The sequence below is a fragment of the Qipengyuania sp. NPDC077410 genome, from assembly GCF_044543405.1.
GTDB classification, from domain to species: domain Bacteria; phylum Pseudomonadota; class Alphaproteobacteria; order Sphingomonadales; family Sphingomonadaceae; genus Qipengyuania; species Qipengyuania pacifica.
In genome coordinates, this window is the sequence record NZ_JBITWB010000002.1 from 183288 (window position 1) to 201845 (window position 18558).

10 protein-coding genes are annotated in these 18558 nt (G+C 58.1%); 4 read left to right on the forward strand and 6 right to left on the reverse strand.

What is annotated here, in order from left to right:
- Positions 1–71 precede the first annotated feature (71 nt).
- The 3 genes from ACIGGE_RS08875 to ACIGGE_RS08885 all read right to left on the reverse strand — a co-directional run bounded on the left by ACIGGE_RS08875 (position 72) and on the right by ACIGGE_RS08885 (position 5633).
- Positions 72–377, reverse strand: a complete 306-nt coding sequence (locus tag ACIGGE_RS08875) for a hypothetical protein (RefSeq protein WP_397490079.1) — start codon at positions 375–377, stop codon at positions 72–74.
- A gap of 89 nt (positions 378–466) precedes the next feature.
- Positions 467–3331, reverse strand: a complete 2865-nt coding sequence (locus ACIGGE_RS08880) for a M16 family metallopeptidase (protein ID WP_397490749.1) — start codon at positions 3329–3331, stop codon at positions 467–469.
- A 73-nt stretch (positions 3332–3404) separates the two neighbouring features.
- On the reverse strand, positions 3405–5633 hold the full coding sequence (locus ACIGGE_RS08885; protein WP_397490080.1) for an acylase: 2229 nt from the start codon (positions 5631–5633) through the stop codon (positions 3405–3407).
- 119 nt (positions 5634–5752) lie between these two features.
- Between ACIGGE_RS08885 and ACIGGE_RS08890 the strand changes: the two genes are divergently transcribed.
- From ACIGGE_RS08890 to clpB, 3 genes are all read left to right on the forward strand, one after another.
- Positions 5753–7198, forward strand: a complete 1446-nt coding sequence (locus tag ACIGGE_RS08890; RefSeq protein WP_103022536.1) for an ATP-binding protein — start codon at positions 5753–5755, stop codon at positions 7196–7198.
- A 31-nt stretch (positions 7199–7229) separates the two neighbouring features.
- Positions 7230–7568, forward strand: coding sequence for a tRNA-binding protein (locus ACIGGE_RS08895; RefSeq protein WP_397490081.1), 339 nt, complete (start codon positions 7230–7232; stop codon positions 7566–7568).
- A gap of 214 nt (positions 7569–7782) precedes the next feature.
- The gene (gene clpB / locus ACIGGE_RS08900; protein ID WP_397490082.1) at positions 7783–10359 is read left to right on the forward strand and encodes an ATP-dependent chaperone ClpB; all 2577 of its coding nucleotides are present in this window, start codon (positions 7783–7785) and stop codon (positions 10357–10359) included.
- 75 nt (positions 10360–10434) lie between these two features.
- On the opposite strand, the gene ACIGGE_RS08905 is transcribed toward clpB, so the two are convergent.
- From ACIGGE_RS08905 to ACIGGE_RS08915, 3 genes are all read right to left on the reverse strand, one after another.
- Positions 10435–13449, reverse strand: a complete 3015-nt coding sequence (locus ACIGGE_RS08905; RefSeq protein WP_397490083.1) for a TonB-dependent receptor domain-containing protein — start codon at positions 13447–13449, stop codon at positions 10435–10437.
- A 190-nt stretch (positions 13450–13639) separates the two neighbouring features.
- On the reverse strand, positions 13640–14638 hold the full coding sequence (locus ACIGGE_RS08910) for a hypothetical protein (protein ID WP_397490084.1): 999 nt from the start codon (positions 14636–14638) through the stop codon (positions 13640–13642).
- Between the two features lie 81 nt (positions 14639–14719).
- Positions 14720–15193, reverse strand: a complete 474-nt coding sequence (locus ACIGGE_RS08915) for a hypothetical protein (protein ID WP_397490085.1) — start codon at positions 15191–15193, stop codon at positions 14720–14722.
- A 330-nt stretch (positions 15194–15523) separates the two neighbouring features.
- Between ACIGGE_RS08915 and ACIGGE_RS08920 the strand changes: the two genes are divergently transcribed.
- Complete coding sequence (locus ACIGGE_RS08920; protein ID WP_397490086.1) at positions 15524–18514, forward strand: TonB-dependent receptor domain-containing protein; 2991 nt, start codon at positions 15524–15526, stop codon at positions 18512–18514.
- Positions 18515–18558 lie beyond the last annotated feature (44 nt).

Here is an 18558-nt window from a genome sequence, read left to right on the forward strand (position 1 = left end):
CGGTTCGCGGCAGGCACAATAAAAGGCGCCGGGAAATCCTCCCGGCGCCTTTGTCATTTATCGGTTTGCGCTCAGCCCTGGCGCTGGCCGGTCAGCGGCATGTCGCCAAAGGCGCCTGCGTTCACCGTACCAGTCAGCTGGTCGCCGTTCACGTTGGCGGTGCAGTTGAGGGTCATCGGCATGGGGACGGTCATGTCCATCGCCCAGGTAAGCGCGTCGCCATCGATCTTGCCGTCCTTGACGTCCATGGAGCCCATGCCGCCAGCCATCGATCCGGTAAAGGTGTTCCCGTCGTCGCCGGGGACTACGGTGAAGGTGCCCTTCTGTTCGCCCATCGGGCTCTTGACGACGGTGTCATAAGTACCTGCTACGGACATGAAAATTCCTCTCTTCGGTTAGCAATCTGGAGTGGCCGCTAGATCGCCCTTGCTGACATCAATGTCAACAAGGGCGATCTCGATAGCAGTCACTGACCCATCTGTACGACTTCGACATCGAGGCCGAGCTTTTCGAGCTGCGGCTCCACGACAGTTGCATCGCCGACGACGACCCAGACAAACCGGTCGGCATCGATTGCGGCGCGCACCGCTTCGTCCAGACTGCTGCGGGTCTGCGAGCGATACCGGTCTGCGAGCAATTCGTAGTAATTGTCCGGGCGGCCATACATGGCGTTGTTCTGCATGGCTCCGAGCACGGCGCCGGAGGTTTCGAACTGGCCAGGCAATTCGCCGATTTCTGCAGTGACGATCCGGTCCAGTTCGGCTTCGCTGACGCCGCGGGTGTCGAGGAACTCCCCGGTTTCGCGGATCAGCTCGGCCAGCGCATCGCCGGTACGATCGGCCTGGACTGGAGCCGCAATGTTGTAAGCGACGGCCTTCTCGCGTGTCTGCGGAAAGCCGCTTACGCCATAGCTCCACCCCTTTGTCTCGCGCAGGTTCATATTGAGGCGTGCAAGGAAATTGCCACCCAGCGCGTTATTCCCATTGAGGAAGTCGACGTAGGTTTCATCACGCGCATCCACCGGCGTCCGCTGTCCACCGAGAATAAAGCTTTGCGGCGAGTTCGGACGATTGACCAGGACGATACGAGCTTTTTCCGGCACGGCGGCCATGTCGCCGAAACTCTTGGTTCCCTTTGCTACTGTGGGCGCCTGCCAGTCGCCGAACACCTTGTTCAGCGCGGCAGTGATTTCACCGATCGGGCGATCCGAAACTACGAAAATCTGACCATTGTCCGGCCGGATCCAGCGATCCTTGAAGCCGGTGATGTCGTCACGGGTCAAGGCAGTGACCGAAGCCACTGTGCCACTGTCGGCACCGCCGTAGGGGCTGTCTTCCCCGTAAATGATCGGAGCGAGCGTCCGCGCCGCGATCGACTGCGGCGTGCGCAATTCCTGCTCGATACCGGTGATCTGCTGTGCACGCACGCGCTCGATTTCAGCAGGTGCGAATGCAGGGTTGCGTACGATGTCAGACATCAACTCAAGCGACGGCGTGAGATTGGCCGACAGTGTCGACAGGGTGAAGCTGGACCGGTCGAAACCGCCGCCAACGGAGATCGATGCGCCGAGCCGTTCGCTGGCTTCGGCGATTTCCTGCGAGTCCATCGTTGTGGTGCCTTCGTCGAACAGGCCGAGAGCCAGCGCTTCTAGACCGCGTTTGTCCACCGGGTCGGAAGCGGTGCCGGCGTCGAACGACATCGTTATATATGTCGCGGGGACCGCGTCCCGCATAGCGTAATGAAGCTCCATCCCATTTGCGAGCCTGGTATGCTGGACGTCGGGGAAATCGAGCGTAGCGGTCGTCGCGATGGGCGGCTTTGGCCGTTCTTTCGTTACCGTGATCTCGCTCGCCCCTGCGGCTTCGTCAGTGGCCGCGGTGGCAGAGGCAACCGATGCCGCTTCTTCATACTCGCCTTCGCGCTCGCCCGGTTCGAGAACCAGCGTCAGGGCCGGCCGGGTCATCCAGCGCTGCATTGCGGACTGAACTTCGCCAGGCGTCAGCGTGGCAAGGATTTCGAGCTGGCGGGCGTAGAAATCCGGATCGGCGGCCAGCACTTCACCCGAAGCCAGTGTGACGGCCTTTCCACCGAACCCGCCTACCTGCTCAAGGCCACGGATCGTCTGGGAGACGGTCGACGTGGCTGCGCGGCGCACCTCGTCCTCTGTCGGGCCCTCGGCAATGAACTGCGCAACGAGTTCATTGAGCCGGGCTTCGACCACGGCGGGGTCGACACCTGGCCGCGCGGTAGCGCCCACGTTCAACACACCGACGCGCTGCCACGAATAATTGCCGGCTGAAACGCCGACGGCCAATTGCTCATCACGGACGAGAGTCTTGTCGAGGCGGCTGGAAGACAGGCCACCGAGGATCTGCGTTCCTACCGTCAATGCGGTAAGTTCGCGGTCGGTAATCCCGGGAGCGCTCCAGTATTTCGAAATATTGGTGGCTGCGACCTGGTCCTTCATCACCGTGCGCACATCCTGCGCCAGTTCGGGGACGTTCGCCTGAGCAGGATCGTTGACCGGTCCGCGGGAAATCGGGCCAAAATACTTTTCCACCAACGTACGGGCTTCGGCGGCCGTTACGTCGCCGGCAAGCACCACGGTCGCGTTGTTCGGACCGTAATTGTCGCGGAACCAGTTCTGGACGTCTGCCATGCTGGCCTGATCGAGGTCGGCCATAGAACCGATCGGCGTATGATCATAAGGGTGCGGAGCAGGGAACAGCGTCTTCACGATTTCATAGAAGACCAGACCGCCTGGCTGATTGTCGCCCTGCCGTTTTTCGTTCTGCACAACGCCGCGCTGGTTATCGAGCTTTTCCTGCGTGATCGCGCCCAGCAGATAACCCATGCGGTCGCTTTCCAGCCAGAGGGCGCGTTCGAGCGCCGGCTTGGGAACGGTCTGGAAATAATTCGTACGGTCGAAATTGGTCGTGCCGTTGTAATCGGTCGCACCCATTTCCTGCAGGTACTGGAAGTAGTCTTCCGGCGCGTTTTCGGATCCGTTGAACATAAGGTGTTCGAACAAATGGGCGAAACCGGTCTGGCCCTTCGGTTCGTCCTTGGAACCGACATTGTACCACACGGCCAGCGCGACGATGGGCGCCTTTTTATCGGTATGCACAATGACATCGAGGCCATTGTCCAAGGTGAATTTTTCATAGGGAATCTGGACTTCGTCGATCAACGTTGCGAGCGCTGCGGGCTCGTCCAGAGTGCCGGCTTCGGCAACGGGCGCCGATGCATTGGCCATGGACTGGCCATTCGGCGTTGTCGTGCATGCTGCCAGAACGAGCGAGGCGACGCCCGCAGCAAGTACCGATTTCATTTTCATGGAAAACCCCCTTCGATCAAGTCGTTTGATTCGACTCGATATAACAGACAGATGGCAGGCTAACCCGTCATCGAGAATGCGTCACGACCTTTCGGGACGCGGAATTGGCAAGCACGTCTTCGCGCCAGAAATGGACCGGCTTTAGGCGGTGCTGGACGAATAACGTCGCTTGGTCGGTGTAATGCGGCGACGCAGGCCGCGTCGTGGCCGCGCCGAATGGCTGGATGGAGCGTGAGGAAACCCGCTGGCCGGGAAGCCATTCCACCCACTGGATGAAACTGTCGCCATGTCGAACCGACAGACGGCCATCGTCGTCGACATCCCATAGGGTCGAGGCACGCAGCGTATCCGACCCACCATCCAGCGGCAGATCCACATCTCCCTGGCGCAGACGCAGCAATTCGCTCATCGGCGGATCGATGCGGCCGAAATAGTCCTTGAGATGAGCGACCTGTTTCGCCAGCTCTTCGCGGACATCGGGCCAGGGCTTGTTCTGATAGCTGGAAGCCATGAACTCACGGATCATCAGCAGTGCCAGCGCATCGGCTTCGCCGACGTTGTTGGCGGTAAAATCCCAGTTCATCAGCATGTCGCGCGCGCGCGCAAGCTCGGCGTCATCCGAAAGATCGAGTGCAGCCAGATCGTCCCACAGACGCGCGACATAGCCTTCGCGTTCGTAGGCGGTATCGTATTTGATCTTCTCCAGCGTCGCCCGGTCGAGCAACTCCGCCTCGCTCATGAGCTTCCACGCCCTGCGGGAACGGTTGGTCTGCTTGAGTTCGACGCCGAGTTCGGGGGCAAAATCGTCAGGCGACAGATCGCTGCCTTCCCCTGCGGCCGTGTAGGGCGCATTGTTCGCATTATAGAGCCAGCCGCTCGCCGGGTTCACATATTTGGGTAGTGACTGATAGGGCACCGGGCCAGACCAGATCGCGCGTGGATCGTCGCCCGGCAGGATCTTGCGCCAGTCGTAACCCTTCGCACGGTCGGGCAGGGCAGCATTGTAAATGAAGGCGATGTTGCCTTCCTTATCGCCATAGATGAAATTAGTGGACGGAATGTCCATCCGCGCAAGAATGGCCTGGAATTCGTCCAGATCGGTTGCCTTGTTAAGGCGATAATAGGCGTCGAGTTGCCCCAGATTTCCCATCCCGCCATAGCGGACGGCGAAATAGCCATTGTCGTTCTTGATCACCGGGCCGTGAACACTTCGATAGATCGTACGACGGATCGGCAGTGTGATGGGCCCCAGTTTTACCGGCAGGGTCACAGTCTGCTTTTCCAGATCGCGCCACTGGTCACCGATGCGGTACTGTGTCCCGTCATCGTTCACGACCAGCTTGTAGATGTCCACCATGTCAGGCGTGTTGACCGTATTGGTCCAGCCCAGATGTTCGTTGTGACCCAGGAAAGGGAAGGGGCTGCCCGGGAAGTTGGCGCCAGCATAATGCCAGCCCTCGTCGCTTTCGACCACCAGTTCGTACCAGGCGACGCCGCCGCGCCATGGCTGGTGGCTATTCGATACCAGAATGGTTGGCCCGCCTGATTTTTCGGGCATCACGGCAAAGGCATTCGATCCGGCCAGCGCCCCGTCCTCGCCCCATGGCAGGGGTCGTGCTTTCGTCTGCCTTGGCGGCGCAACTTCGTCGTCTCGGATGACTTCGACGGCATCCGTCGCCGGCGTGGCTTCACGGCTGCTGGGCGGGATCGCAGGGCCATGCTCGGGGCGCAGTTTCTTGCCATCTACCAAAGGCCCGATGACGTCCCCGAGGCCGAAGAAGAACGGTTGGCGAAGCGCGAAACCCGCAGCCACGTCGACACCATCGACGGGAAACAGATTGCCGAGCTTGACCTCGTCCGGATGTTGAAGGGCATAATCGTTCAGGCCCGTCGCATAGGCATCGAACAGCGCGCGCGTGTCTTCGGGCAGCCGCGGGTAACTTTTCTCCGCCGTGCCGCGCGCATCGAGCAGGTGATATGCATAATCGAATGCCGCACCGTCCTGCCCGGCGATCGCGCCATATCGCCCGCGGCTCATCGCAACCACATCCTGAAGGGTGAAGAAATCGTCCTCCGAATGGGCGATGGCGACGCCATAGGCGACATCGGCATCGGTCTTGCCGTAGATGTGCGGTACGCTGAATTCGTCACGACTTATTTCAGCAGTGTAGGCCCGATCGGGCAGGGCGATATCGTCGCGTTTGGCCCAGAAGGGCTCCCACGTGGCCAGCGCGATGAATGTTGCCAGCACAAGCACCAGCAGCGCAAAGCCGATGCGCCCCAACCATTTCTTCATGAAATCCCGTCCTCTCTTGCAACGGGGTTAGCGATACCGGGCCGAACTCGCAATGCGATTGGGCAAAACCCTGCGGCAGCTGTTTCCCGATCCGGATTCGGCTGTCTAACCCGCCAGCAGTGACAGCGCAGATCACCATCGGCCACGAATCTTCCGGCAAACCGGTCGAGTTCGACATCGAGGAACTCCTCGCAACCCGTTTGCTCGTGCAAGGCAATTCGGGAAGCGGCAAATCACACCTGCTGCGTCGCCTGCTCGAAGAGAGCGCCGGCATGGTGCAGCAGGTTGTCATCGATCCCGAAGGCGACTTTCCCTCGCTCGCGGACAAGTTCGGCCATGTTGTCATCGACGGCGCGGCCTATTCGCCGCCCGAAATCGAAGCGCTTGCCCGCCGTATCCGTGAACATCGTGCCAGCGTTGTGCTCGATCTCGATGGCTTGGAAGTGGAACAGCAGATCCGCTGCGCTGCACAGTTCCTTACTGCTCTGTTCGATGCCCCGCGCGAACATTGGTATCCCGCCCTGGTCGTGGTGGACGAGGCGCAGATGTTCGCCCCTGCGGCGGCGGGCGAGATGGCTGAAGATACGCGCCGCATGACGCTGTCGGCGATGACCAATCTCATGTGCCGCGGCCGCAAGCGCGGACTGGCCGGGGTGGTCGCGACCCAGCGACTGGCGAAGCTCGCCAAAAACGTTGCTGCCGAAGCTTCGAACTTTCTGATGGGGCGAACCTTTCTCGACATCGACATGATCCGTGCAGCCGACCTGCTCGGCATGGAGCGTCGGCAGGCGGAGCGTATTCGTGAACTGCAGCGCGGCCATTTCCTCGCGCTCGGCCCTGCCATCACCAGGGTCCCGCAGGCGGTGAAGATTGGCCCGGTAAAAACCGGTCATACGGTTCGCAGCGAAGGCCTGATGGCGCTTCCTGACACGGCACCCGAGGATATGGCGGCTCTGCTCACCACCGATCTCGCGAGCGAGGTGGCCAAGGCGCCCCCGCCGCCCGCGCCGCCACCCGCGCCGCGGATCGACGAGATGGAAGACAGCATCGCTCATGCAGAAGAACGGCAGGTCGCCGCGCCGGAGCCAATCGATACGTCTGCCGTTGCGACACGAATCGCGGAGATTATCGCCGAGCTTGCCGGCGAAGAGGGCATCGCATTCCAGTCTGCCAGCGCACAGTACCAGACGTTTCTCACCCGATGCCGCCGTGAACGCCTGATTGGACCCATGCCCGACATGCGCGGTTTCCGCCGGCGCTTCGCTGTTGCCGGGGCCGGGCTCAGTGAGCTGGAGGAACCCGTGCAAGCGAGGATCATGCAACTCGCCGGGACCGTCGAAGAGGATTTGCTCGGGCCCTTTCTGGTCATTGCCAAGGCTGCGCATGCCGGTGAAACGCAGGTTGACGAACATGCGCTCGCACGGGCCTATGGCACCAGTTCGCCCGGCCGCATCCGGCGCCTGCTCGATCACCTCGAACGGCAGGGCCTGGTCGTAGTGCGCGAAGACTTTGGCGGCGACCGGACGATCATGGTGCCGGGACTGGAACCGCTCACCCAGGGTTGATGACCCTCACCGTGCTGCATAAGTCCGCGCGATGGACTATGCAGACTTTACGCATTTCGCAGCGCTCGACATTCGTGCCGGCACGGTAACCCGTGCCGAGCCCTTCCCGGAAGCCCGCCGCCCCGCCATCAAGCTGTGGGTCGATCTGGGGCAAGACATCGGCGAGCGTAAAAGCTCGGCACAGATCACCGAACACTACGCTCCTGAAAGCCTCGTCGGGCAGCGGGTCATGGCAGTAGTCAATTTCGCCCCGCGCCAGATCGGGCCCTTCATGTCGGAGATACTCGTGCTCGGCTTCCCGGACGCAAACGGCGCGATCCTCCTCGCACGGCCCGAAGCCAGCGTAGCCAACGGTGCTCGTCTGGCTTGATTGCGCACAAAAATGTAAAGCTTTGCGCGCCGGTCAACCGATCGTCCGCCGTTGAATTTCGCAGATGGCATGACACTGACGAACGGCGCGATCGCAGCCCGGTCGCTTTACACCGCGACCGTCAAAAGTGGACTGCGCCGAAAATAACGACCGCGACCTATTGTGTTGTATATACGTCACACCATATCGCGTTGGTAATCACACGGGGATATTCATGAATCTCGAAAAGTTCACCGACCGGGCCAAAGGCTTTCTGCAGGCTGCGCAGACGGTTGCCATCCGCATGAACCACCAGCGCATCTCGCCTTCGCATCTGCTGAAGGCGTTGCTGGACGATAGCGAGGGCATGGCTGCCCAGTTGATCCAGCGTGCCGGGGGCAATCCCGGTGTGGCGATTACCGAGGTCGATAATGCTTTGGCCAAGGTGCCGGCCGTCTCGGGCGGCGGGGCGCAGCAGACGCCTGGGCTTGATAACGATGCGGTTCGCGCACTCGACCAGGCCGAACAATTGGCTAAAAAGGCGGGCGACAGCTTCGTCCCGGTCCAGCGGGTTCTGCAGGCGCTTACGATGGCCGATAACGATGCGGGCAGAGCGCTGAAATCTGCTGGGGTCGATGTCAAATCACTGGAAGCGGCGATCCAGGACGTGACCAAGGGACGCGCTGCGCACAGTGCGGGCGCGGAGGAAAGTTACGACGCCATGAAGAAGTATGCGCGCGACCTTACGCAGGCGGCGCGCGACGGCAAGCTCGACCCGGTGATCGGCCGAGACGAGGAAATTCGCCGGACGGTCCAGATCCTCGCCCGCCGTACCAAGAACAACCCCGCTCTTATCGGCGAACCTGGAACGGGCAAGACTGCGATTGCCGAAGGCCTCGCCCTGCGTATCGCCAATGGCGACGTGCCCGACAGCCTTAAAGGCCGAACATTGATGGCGCTCGACCTGGGTGCATTGATTGCGGGCGCAAAATATCGCGGCGAATTCGAGGAGCGGCTGAAGTCGGTACTCGACGAGGTCAAAGGCGCCGAAGGGCAGATCATCCTGTTCATCGATGAAATGCACACGCTGATCGGGGCTGGCGCATCGGAAGGCAGCATGGATGCCGGCAACCTGCTCAAGCCTGCGCTTTCGCGGGGCGAATTGCATTGCATCGGTGCGACCACGCTCGACGAATACCAAAAGTATGTCGAGAAGGATCCCGCGCTCCAGCGTCGGTTCCAGCCGGTTTATATCGATGAGCCGAGCGTTGAAGACACGATCAGCATATTGCGCGGGATCAAGGACAAATACGAACTGCACCACGGCGTGCGCATTACCGACGGCGCAATCGTGGCAGCGGCGCAATTATCAAACCGCTATATCCAGAACCGCTTCCTGCCCGACAAGGCGATCGACCTGATGGACGAGGCTGCCAGCCGCATCCGCATGGAGGTCGAAAGCAAGCCCGAAGAAATCGAGGGGCTCGACCGCCGGATCATCCAACTGCGGATCGAAGAGCAGGCGTTGCAGAAGGAAACCGACGACGCTTCGAAGGACCGTCTCGAAAATCTGCGCAAGGAACTGTCCGAACTCGAACAGCAGTCGAGCGAACTGACGACACGTTGGCAGAACGAACGCGACAAGATCCATGCCGAAGCCCGGATCAAGGAAGACCTCGACCAGGCGCGTATCGAACTCGAACAGGCACAACGCGGCGGCGATCTGCAGAAAGCCGGCGAGCTGCAATACGGCAGGATTCCGGAACTGGAGAAGAAGCTCGCCGAAGCGTCCGGGCAGACCGACAACGCTCTGCTCAAGGAGGAGGTGACCGAAGACGATATCGCTGGCGTGGTCTCGCGCTGGACGGGTATCCCTGTCGATCGGATGATGGAAGGCGAGCGCGAGAAGCTGCTCGACATGGAGAACATCCTATCGCAGCGGGTCATCGGGCAGTCCCAGGCGATCGACGCCGTATCGAAGGCCGTACGCCGCGCTCGGGCGGGCTTGCAGGACCCCGGGCGCCCGCTGGGCAGCTTCCTGTTTCTCGGCCCGACCGGCGTTGGCAAGACTGAGCTCACAAAGGCATTGGCGGGCTTCCTGTTCGACGACGACAGCGCCATGGTGCGCATCGACATGAGCGAATTCATGGAGAAGCATGCGGTCGCCCGTCTGATTGGCGCGCCTCCAGGCTACGTCGGCTATGAGGAAGGCGGCGTCCTGACCGAAGCCGTCCGTCGGCGACCGTACCAGGTGGTCCTGTTCGACGAAGTCGAAAAGGCGCACTCAGACGTGTTCAATGTGCTGCTGCAGGTTCTCGACGATGGACGTCTGACCGATGGGCAGGGCAGGGTGGTCGACTTTTCCAACACGCTCATCATCCTGACCAGCAATCTGGGCAGCCAGTACCTGGCGAATATGGATGACAATCAGAAAGTTGCGGATATCGAACCGCAGGTGATGGATGTCGTACGCGGCCATTTCCGGCCCGAGTTTCTCAACCGGCTGGACGAGATCATCCTGTTCCATCGCTTGGCACAGGAACACATGGCGCCAATCGTGGATATCCAGATCGAGCGCGTGCAGAAGCTGCTCAGGGATCGCAAGGTCACGCTCGAGCTTAGCGAGGCGGCAAAGAAATGGCTCGGCCGTGTCGGCTATGATCCTGTTTACGGCGCCCGCCCGCTAAAGCGCGCCGTGCAGCGCTACGTTCAGGACCCGCTGGCCGACATGATCCTTTCGGGCAAGGTGCCGGACGGGTCGACCGTGCAGATTGACGAAGGGGATGGGGAACTGGAGATGGTGGTCATGTGACGCTTCATCTCCTCGCAATGGAATCAAAAAGGGCCCCGGTTTCCCAGGGCCCTTTTATTATACACTTAGCTGCGCTCAGAAATCAAAATTTGCTGCCGCAAAGAAAGTACGACCACGGTAATCGTAGCCGGAATAAAGCGGCGCATTGCCAACTGTGCTAAAGCCGATGGCGGTGATGCGCGGTGGGGCCGTATCAAAGATATTACGGACACCAACGGTGAGTTCGAAACGATCTGCAACGTTGAACTGTACGGAAGCATTATGGAGGAAATAATCGTCCACTTCGAGTAGATACGCATCGCGATATGCTTGCACAAGGTCGGGATCAGTGATCCCAGTTTGCTCGTCGAAGGCGAAGTATTCATACGTTCTGTTGTTATCGCCATCGGTCCAGTCAACACCGTATCGGATAGTAAACCGGTCGAATGCCATCGTCGCGTCGAAGTTGCCCACCCAGTCAGGAGCGGTCACGATGCCATTGGCGTCGGTCAGAAACTCCTCTGGGAACAGGCGCGTAGACTGCTCAGTGTACTTCGTGACGTTCGCGTTTAGAACCAACCGGCCGCCAAGCATATCGCGCGAGTAACGTCCGTTAAATTCATAGCCCTTCACGATGTCTTCCGACAAGTTCACAAACGAACTCGTGACCGACAAGGCGTTGTTTTGGTCACGTTCAACAAAACGACAGAAGCCGGCGTTCGGATCGAAGTTTGGATCCGAATAGCAGCGGGTCAGAATTGTACCGCCTGCTAGATCCTGAACGCCGTTCTCGACTTTGATGTCAAAGTAGTCGAGCGACAGCGAGAGCGTACCCACCGAGGTTGGTAGAGGAGGGTTGATCACACCACCGACAGACCAGTTAGTCGATGTTTCTGCTTCCAATCCAGCATCGGCTCCTCCGACGCGGAAAACCGATACGCCGCTTGTTTGCTGGAAGTCGGCAGGAAGGCCGATCGCCGCACAGTTAGCTGCAATAATCTGCTGGGTAGGAGACTGGTCGACTGATCCAGGAAGATCGTCACAGGGATCTGCCGTCGAGGACAAGAAGCCACTGGTTGCACCTAGGAACTGCTCTGCGAGCGCTGGCGCACGATACGACGTGCCGTAGCTCCCGCGCAATGCAAAGCCACGAATGGGCTCCCACTCCGCACCGAGCTTATAAGTGACGTCCGAGCCATAGGAAGCATAGTCGGTGTAGCGGACTGAGCCATTAAAGTTCAGACGATAGAACCCAGGTGTGTCTGCCAGGATAGGCACAAACAATTCGCCAAACACTTCCTTCACATTGTCAGATCCCACCGTGGGCGTTCCGGCAGTAAGACCGAAAAGGTTGCCGTTCGTTGCATTAGGATCGGGCTGATCGTTGATCGACTGTTCTCGGTATTCGGCACCCAAGGCGACTTGCACATCACCGCCGGGCATGGCGAAAATCGGGCCATCTATGTTCAATGCGTAGGTTGTTTCACGGAATTCCGTCGTCCCACGAATGTCGGCCAAAATGTAATCGCGGAAATCTTGGGGCAAGTTACCCCCGATGACGTCGGCAGTCAGGAAGGGAGCCGCCACGCAGTTTGCGTTAGACGCTTGGCTTGCACAGCTGAAAGAGCCGTCCGCGTTCTGAACAGCGTTCAAGGAATTTGCGAGGCGATCTGTCAAGAATGACTGCTGATTATATTCTGCATCGTTCCAAGATTTGCCGACATACGCATCGTAACGCCAGCCGGAAAGCGGGAGATCGCCGCGAAGGCCACCGCCGACGCGAACATAATCGACGGTCTGGCTGGAATCGGTCAAACCAAACCCGATAAACGCGCGGGCAGCAATGATTTGGCCGTTGGAAACTTCATTCGGTGCCAGAAACGCACCGTCACGAAGGCTCAACGGAAGAAGTGGGCTGCCCTGCGCATAATCTAGCGAGAGTTGACGATAGAGAGGCGAAGTCGACTTACGGCGGGTCGCAAGAACTTCGCCATAGAGTTCGGCATTGCCGAGGGCATCCAATTCGTACCCACCAGACAGGTAGCCCGTGTAAATCTCGGCTTCTGTAATTAGTGGCTCATTCTCCTGTTCCCGATCAAGCGTATCTCGACTGTAGAAGTCGACACCGAGAAATCCGGGGAACGGACCAGTCGTCACCCCAGGAGCGGGGACAAATCGATTAAATCTGCCAATCGTACCGTCGGTACGGCTGATAGCCTGGCGGGTTGGGGCACCAAGAGTATTAATTGTCACGCCGCCATTATCCAGCGTGAAACAGGTCGAACCGTCGAAACCAGGCGTGTCGCCCGATCCAAACGCTGTGCCTTCGCCAGTAAGAAAACCACCAACCGGGCAGTCAAAGAACCGAACATCGTTACGCGAAAGCTGGTCGCGTTTACGATATTCCAAAGATCCCACGAGATTGAGACGATCGGCTTGTACGCCGAATGATGCAGCAATGCGGCGATCGATCCCGGCACCGACTTCCGGCACGTTGACCTGCATATCGAGATTGAGGCCGGAGAGAGACTGATCAGTGAGGATGTTGACCACCCCAGCAACTGCGTCCGACCCATAAACAGAGGATGCGCCAGCCTTCAGAACTTCGATGCGATCAATTATGGCGGTTGGCAGAACGTTTAGGTCAGCCGAAACGACCGAGCCGCGCGTACCACCGGGCGCCAGGCGACGACCGTTGAGCAGAATCAACGTGCGTGCCGGGCCAAGCCCACGGAGGCCTAGCGTGTTGGCGCCGGTACCGCCGTCGGTAACGAAGCCGCCATAAAAGTTATTAATCTGGCCAGCGCCCTGAGTAACAGCGTTACTTTGCAATGCGTCGGTAATGCTGTTGAAACCTGACTGCGTCACTTCTTCTGCAGTGATGACGGTGATCGGTTCTGCCGTGGTGAATTCATCGCGGCGAATACGCGATCCCGTGACGACGATAGCACCCGCTTCAGGCGTGCTGGTATCCACGCTCGCAGGAGCGTTACTTTCGGTACTCGCCTCCGTATCCTGTGCAATTACAGGAGTAGAACAAGCGATCGAAGCAAGGCCGACGCTTGTAAAAAGTGCGGCCCGTCCGCTCATAGCGGAGAAGGTCTTTTTCATCTGATTTAGTCCCCTACTTGAACCGGGGAAACCGGCCCACAGCAGAGTTGAAGCAAGGACCGACGCTTTGGGCAAGAGTTGCAGAGGTAAAATTATTGCTGTCGCTGCTGTTATCTCATTCGCGTATCAAATATGTCACAATGCCATGCCAGCAATTTCAGGTGCAGAATGGTCATCAACAAACCTTGGTTCAGGCGAGGCTTTGCCTAACAGGAGCAATGATCGGTAACTGCGCTTCAATTTCCTTTAACCAGCGCTGTACCTGCTGTATTTCCTCGCTTTGAGTTGGCCCCTTTTCGCGAGTTACGCTCAAACTTTTGTCGGCGTACTCTCCGCCGAGTTTCGAGTGGGTTGCAAAGGCGGGCCCGTTGGCGGCTTGCAATGCATCCTCTTGAGACAATGCGATGCCCACAAATTCAAGGATTGCCTCTAGGGTTTCAGCTCGATGTTTATTGAACCATTCGCCATCGACAACCCGTATCCGATTACCTAACGCGCTGGATGCGACAAGATGAAAGAAATTTTGATTTAACAACCAGGCTAGGGCCCCGGATTGCATGTCGGTCAATAGATATGTTTCACGTGCATCCATCTGGAAATCAATCCCGGCGTAGGCTTGCAATTCGAGATAGAGTTTTCGAACCCAGTTGCGGCCGAGTAAACCTCGTCGTTGCACGCTTTCGAGAAAATATGGGACATCATTCGTTATCAAAATAGCTTTGGCATTTGGCGCTGCTTTCAGCAGTGTCGGTATCAGTCGGTTAGAGTGGTTGGTCGGCTTAACAAAAACTACGTGCTGGCTCCCTCGTGGCCTCGCTAACAGCCTGAGTATCGGCCTAATAAGTGGACCGGCGTCCTCGCCGGCGTTTGTCAGCGCGGCGAATATCCCAGGCTCGTTTAATCCGTCTGACACAGATGGTATGTTGAGTGCACGGGTTAATAGAGTGGAGCGACAGAAGGCCGTATGAAAAATGAAATGGAGCGAGCCCCGAGGAGGTGCCATCGACAAAACATCGTCGAAGGCGATGAAAGTTCTGTCCTCGATGTGTTCCGGATTGAATTCGGCAAGAAAACCCGGAAGAGCGAGTTGTGCAGACGGAATTCGTAAAAATTCGACTGTCTTAGTATTTAGATTTAGTCCGTGGGGCACCCAATCCGGATTATGCTCGATTTCAGCGATATTTATCATTTTTTTGGGCAACGTTAAGAATTTCAGGCAACCGGCCGGCGCATAAGCCAGTATCGTTCAATGCAAGGGTCGTCTTGAGGCCTATTCGATTCTTCGACCTTTAACCCCAATCTGGCCATCGACTCTGACCCAGTACGAGCCCATCGCCGCGCGTTCCAGCTCAACTGGAGCCCCAACGCGGGGTTTGAAACCGCGATGGGCATCGGAAATGCGCCATACACTCCCCTCAGCAATCGTCATTATCCAGCTATCGGCATCGATCCGGCGAAGCGAGGTAATTTCCGTCTGCATGGATTTTTCGAGATCGTCGCCCGATGTGCCGGCGAAAATGCCCAACTTTGGAAGGGAAAAACCAAACAGGCCGCGGCTAGTCTTCTGCACTTCTTGGCGGTCGACGATTTGGAACTCGCCTGTACTGGTTGCTTCAACGAGCCTTGCTGACTCCTGGTCAAAGCATGCGAGCCGGCTCGTCGAATCCGAAAGCTCACGGCAGCGCTCTAGGCCCGCAAGTCGATCAAGCGCTTGTTGATCTTTCTGATCCTGCGCAACTGACATGGAGGGAACAAGAACCGTGAATCCACAAACGATCGCAATTCTGCATCTCAACACTCGTAGCCGCAAATTGTCTCTGTTCTTCTTTATGATTAGGGGCATATGAGTCCGACCTCCTGTATGATCCTTGTTCTCTATGCGATTTTAACGTGTGCGCAAAGTGGCGCGCTCTGTAACTAGAATGTCACACCGAGAAAACTCCGTTACGTAAAGCACCAACATCTGATTGCTCAGTTACTGCCCCATTGCGTAGATCGCACCATTCGGACATTGGTCTGAATCCAGTTTATGGAAGGGCGCCATCAGGCGGCGCTCGTAATTGAGGGGTTACAAATGGCTTATCGCTTATCAAAAGCTTCGCTGTTGACCGGCACCGTCATGGCGGGTGCCATGATTGCTGCGCCAGCATATGCTCAGGTTGACGATCAGGAGAATGAACCGGCAACGCAGCCGGCCGCGCAGGTTGAAGAAGCTGCGCCTATCATCGTAACCGGCTCGCGCATTGCTCGTCGTAACGTTGAAACGGCTGCGCCGGTCGCAGTTGTTCAGGACGAAGAATTCCAGTTGTCGGGCACCGTCAACGTTGAAAACGTCATCAACCAATTGCCGCAGGTTGTTCCAGGAACGACATCCTTCTCGAACAATCCAGGTAACGGAACGGCTACCTTGAACCTTCGTGGTCTTGGTGCTGCTCGGACTCTGGTCCTTGTCAACGGTCGCCGGTGGTTGTCTTACGATACGGCGCAGGTTGTCGATCTTAATACCATCCCATCGTTCTTGCTTGATTCGGTTGATGTCGTAACCGGCGGTGCTTCGGCTGTTTATGGTTCGGACGCTCTGGCCGGTGTTGTGAACTTCCGCCTCAAGCAGGTCGAAGGCGTCGAAGTCGGTGGTCAGTATTCGATCACCGAGCGTGGCGATGGCGCACGTTATGAAATCCATGGTGCGATCGGTACGAGCTTCGACGAAGGTCGCGGTCATGCCACGGTCTTTGCTGAATATTACAATCGCGATTCTATTTTCCAGGGGCAGCGCGGTTTCTCCAACTTCGCTCTTGGCGGTGAATCGTTTGGCGAACCGCAACAGCAGTTCGGTTCGGCTACGACGCCGAATGGTACGATCACATACGTGGGTGGTGCCAGCGGCCTTGGTCCGCGCTTCCGTCGGGACAATCCGAGCACCCCTGCTGTAGAACCTACCGATAACGGAATTGGCGATTTCAACCAGGCTACGAACGCGGTCTTCTTCGACGATCCGGGTTCGTTCCGTCCGGGTACGGGTTCGTTCAACTACGCCCCGGCTAACTATCTCCAGCTTCCCCAAGAACGTTATCTGATCGGCGGCTACGCTGATTACGACATCGGGGGCGGCCATACGGCTTATACCGAAGTTGCCTACGTCAACAATCGCGTGGCGACCGAACTTGCTGCAACGCCGGTTACCGGCGCATTCAACATCGACATTGACTCGGTGTCTGCGTTTTTGGATGCAGAAGCGCTTGCCACGTTCCAGGCGATCGATGCTGAAGAAACTGCCCGGAATTTGGCTGCCGGAGAGGCTGACGACCCGGGCGTAGTACGTGCGAACATCAATCGGCGCGTCGTCGAAACGGGTTCGCGCAACTCGCTTGATGAGCGCAACGCTTTTCGTTTGCTCGCCGGCATGCGTGGCCCGATCAATGATTACCTGAGCTACGACGCGTATTACATGTATTCGCGCACGCGGAATGCAAACGTACAGGCTGGTAACATCTCGCGCTCTGCATTCCAGGCAGGCCTTGATGGCTCGGCAGCGCCGATTAACATCTTTGGTCCGAACACTCTGACGCCTGCGATGGTGGATCAGATTTCGATCCTCGCACAAAACGGTGATGTTTCGAGTCAGCAGGTTGCTAACGCTGTCATTTCCGGGACCTTCGGCGACTTCGCTCTCGGAGCGGATTCGGATCCGATTGGCTTCGCGGTCGGCGGTGAATATCGCAAGGTCGCTTCGCAGTTCATTCCGGATACGGCGCTTTCATCCGGCGATGTGATCGGCTTCAACGCGGGTCAGGCAACTGAAGGCGAGTATGACGTCAAGGAACTGTTCGCTGAAGTTAACGTCCCGATCCAGTTCGGTACGGCACGTCTCGAACTGTCGGGTGCAGGTCGCTATTCCGACTATTCGCTCGACGCAGTCGGCGGTGTTTGGACTTATGCTGGGGGCGTGGAATTCTTCCCGATCCCCGACATCGGTCTTCGTGGTCAGTACCAGCGCGCAGTCCGTGCACCTAACGTGGGCGAGCTTTTTGGCGGGCAGGCGTTGGGCTTCCCTGGCGCAACCGATCCTTGCTCGGTTGCGGCAAATGCAACGAACCCGACCATCGTAGCGCTGTGTGAAGCTACGGGCGTACCGGCCGGCACTGTCGGTGGGGGAACTCTCATCCAGCCAAACACGCAGATTCCTGCGACGTTCGGTGGTAATCCGAACCTGCAGGAAGAAACGTCGACAAGCTGGACTGCGGGCGTCGTGTTCCAACCGTCGTTCGTTCCGGGCTTCACGCTGACCGCCGACTACTTCAATATCGAAATCGAAGATGCGATTTCGACGATCACGTTGGCACGTACGTTTGATCTCTGCTTTAACCAGGTTCAGGATCTCGCTGATCCGATCTGTGCTCCGTTCATTGGCGGAATCAGGAATGGTGCAGGGCAGATTGACGTCGATGCCCCGCCTGCGCTGGGTGGTCAGAATATCGCGACGTTCAATGTGTCGGGTGTCGACCTTCAAGCTACCTACACCACCACGCTGCCGTTCTCCTTGGCAACCGACACGGGTGAACAGGACTTCAACATCTCGTTCCTCGGAACGTGGACTGAAGAATCTTCGGTCGTTGAATTCCCGGGAGCTGATCGGCTCGATTGTGCAGGTTTGTTTGGTGCGACGTGTGGTCAGCCGACATCGACCTTCAAATGGACGGCTCGCGCATCGCTGATCGACGGTCCGATCACGACTTCGGTTCGCTGGCGCCACCTCTCGGCTGTCAACGATGACGATGACTCGATCGATTATGCCGCTTTCAACGGTGTCGAACGTATCCCGGCATACGATCTGCTTGATCTTACGTTCTCGTTTATGGCGTCGGAAAAGATGACGTTCACCTTCGGCGTGAACAACATCTTTGACACGTTGCCGCAGACCCCGACTTTCGGTCCTGACGGCGTCGTAACTTCGACCAACAACGGTACGTTGCTTGGTGATAACCAAGAACAGGCAAACACCTACCCTGGCGTCTTTGACGTGCTCGGCCGCGACTTCTTCGTTTCTGCGAACTTCAAGTTCTAAAGAGCGTCGAATAGACGACAAAAAGAGGGCGGCGGACTTTAGTC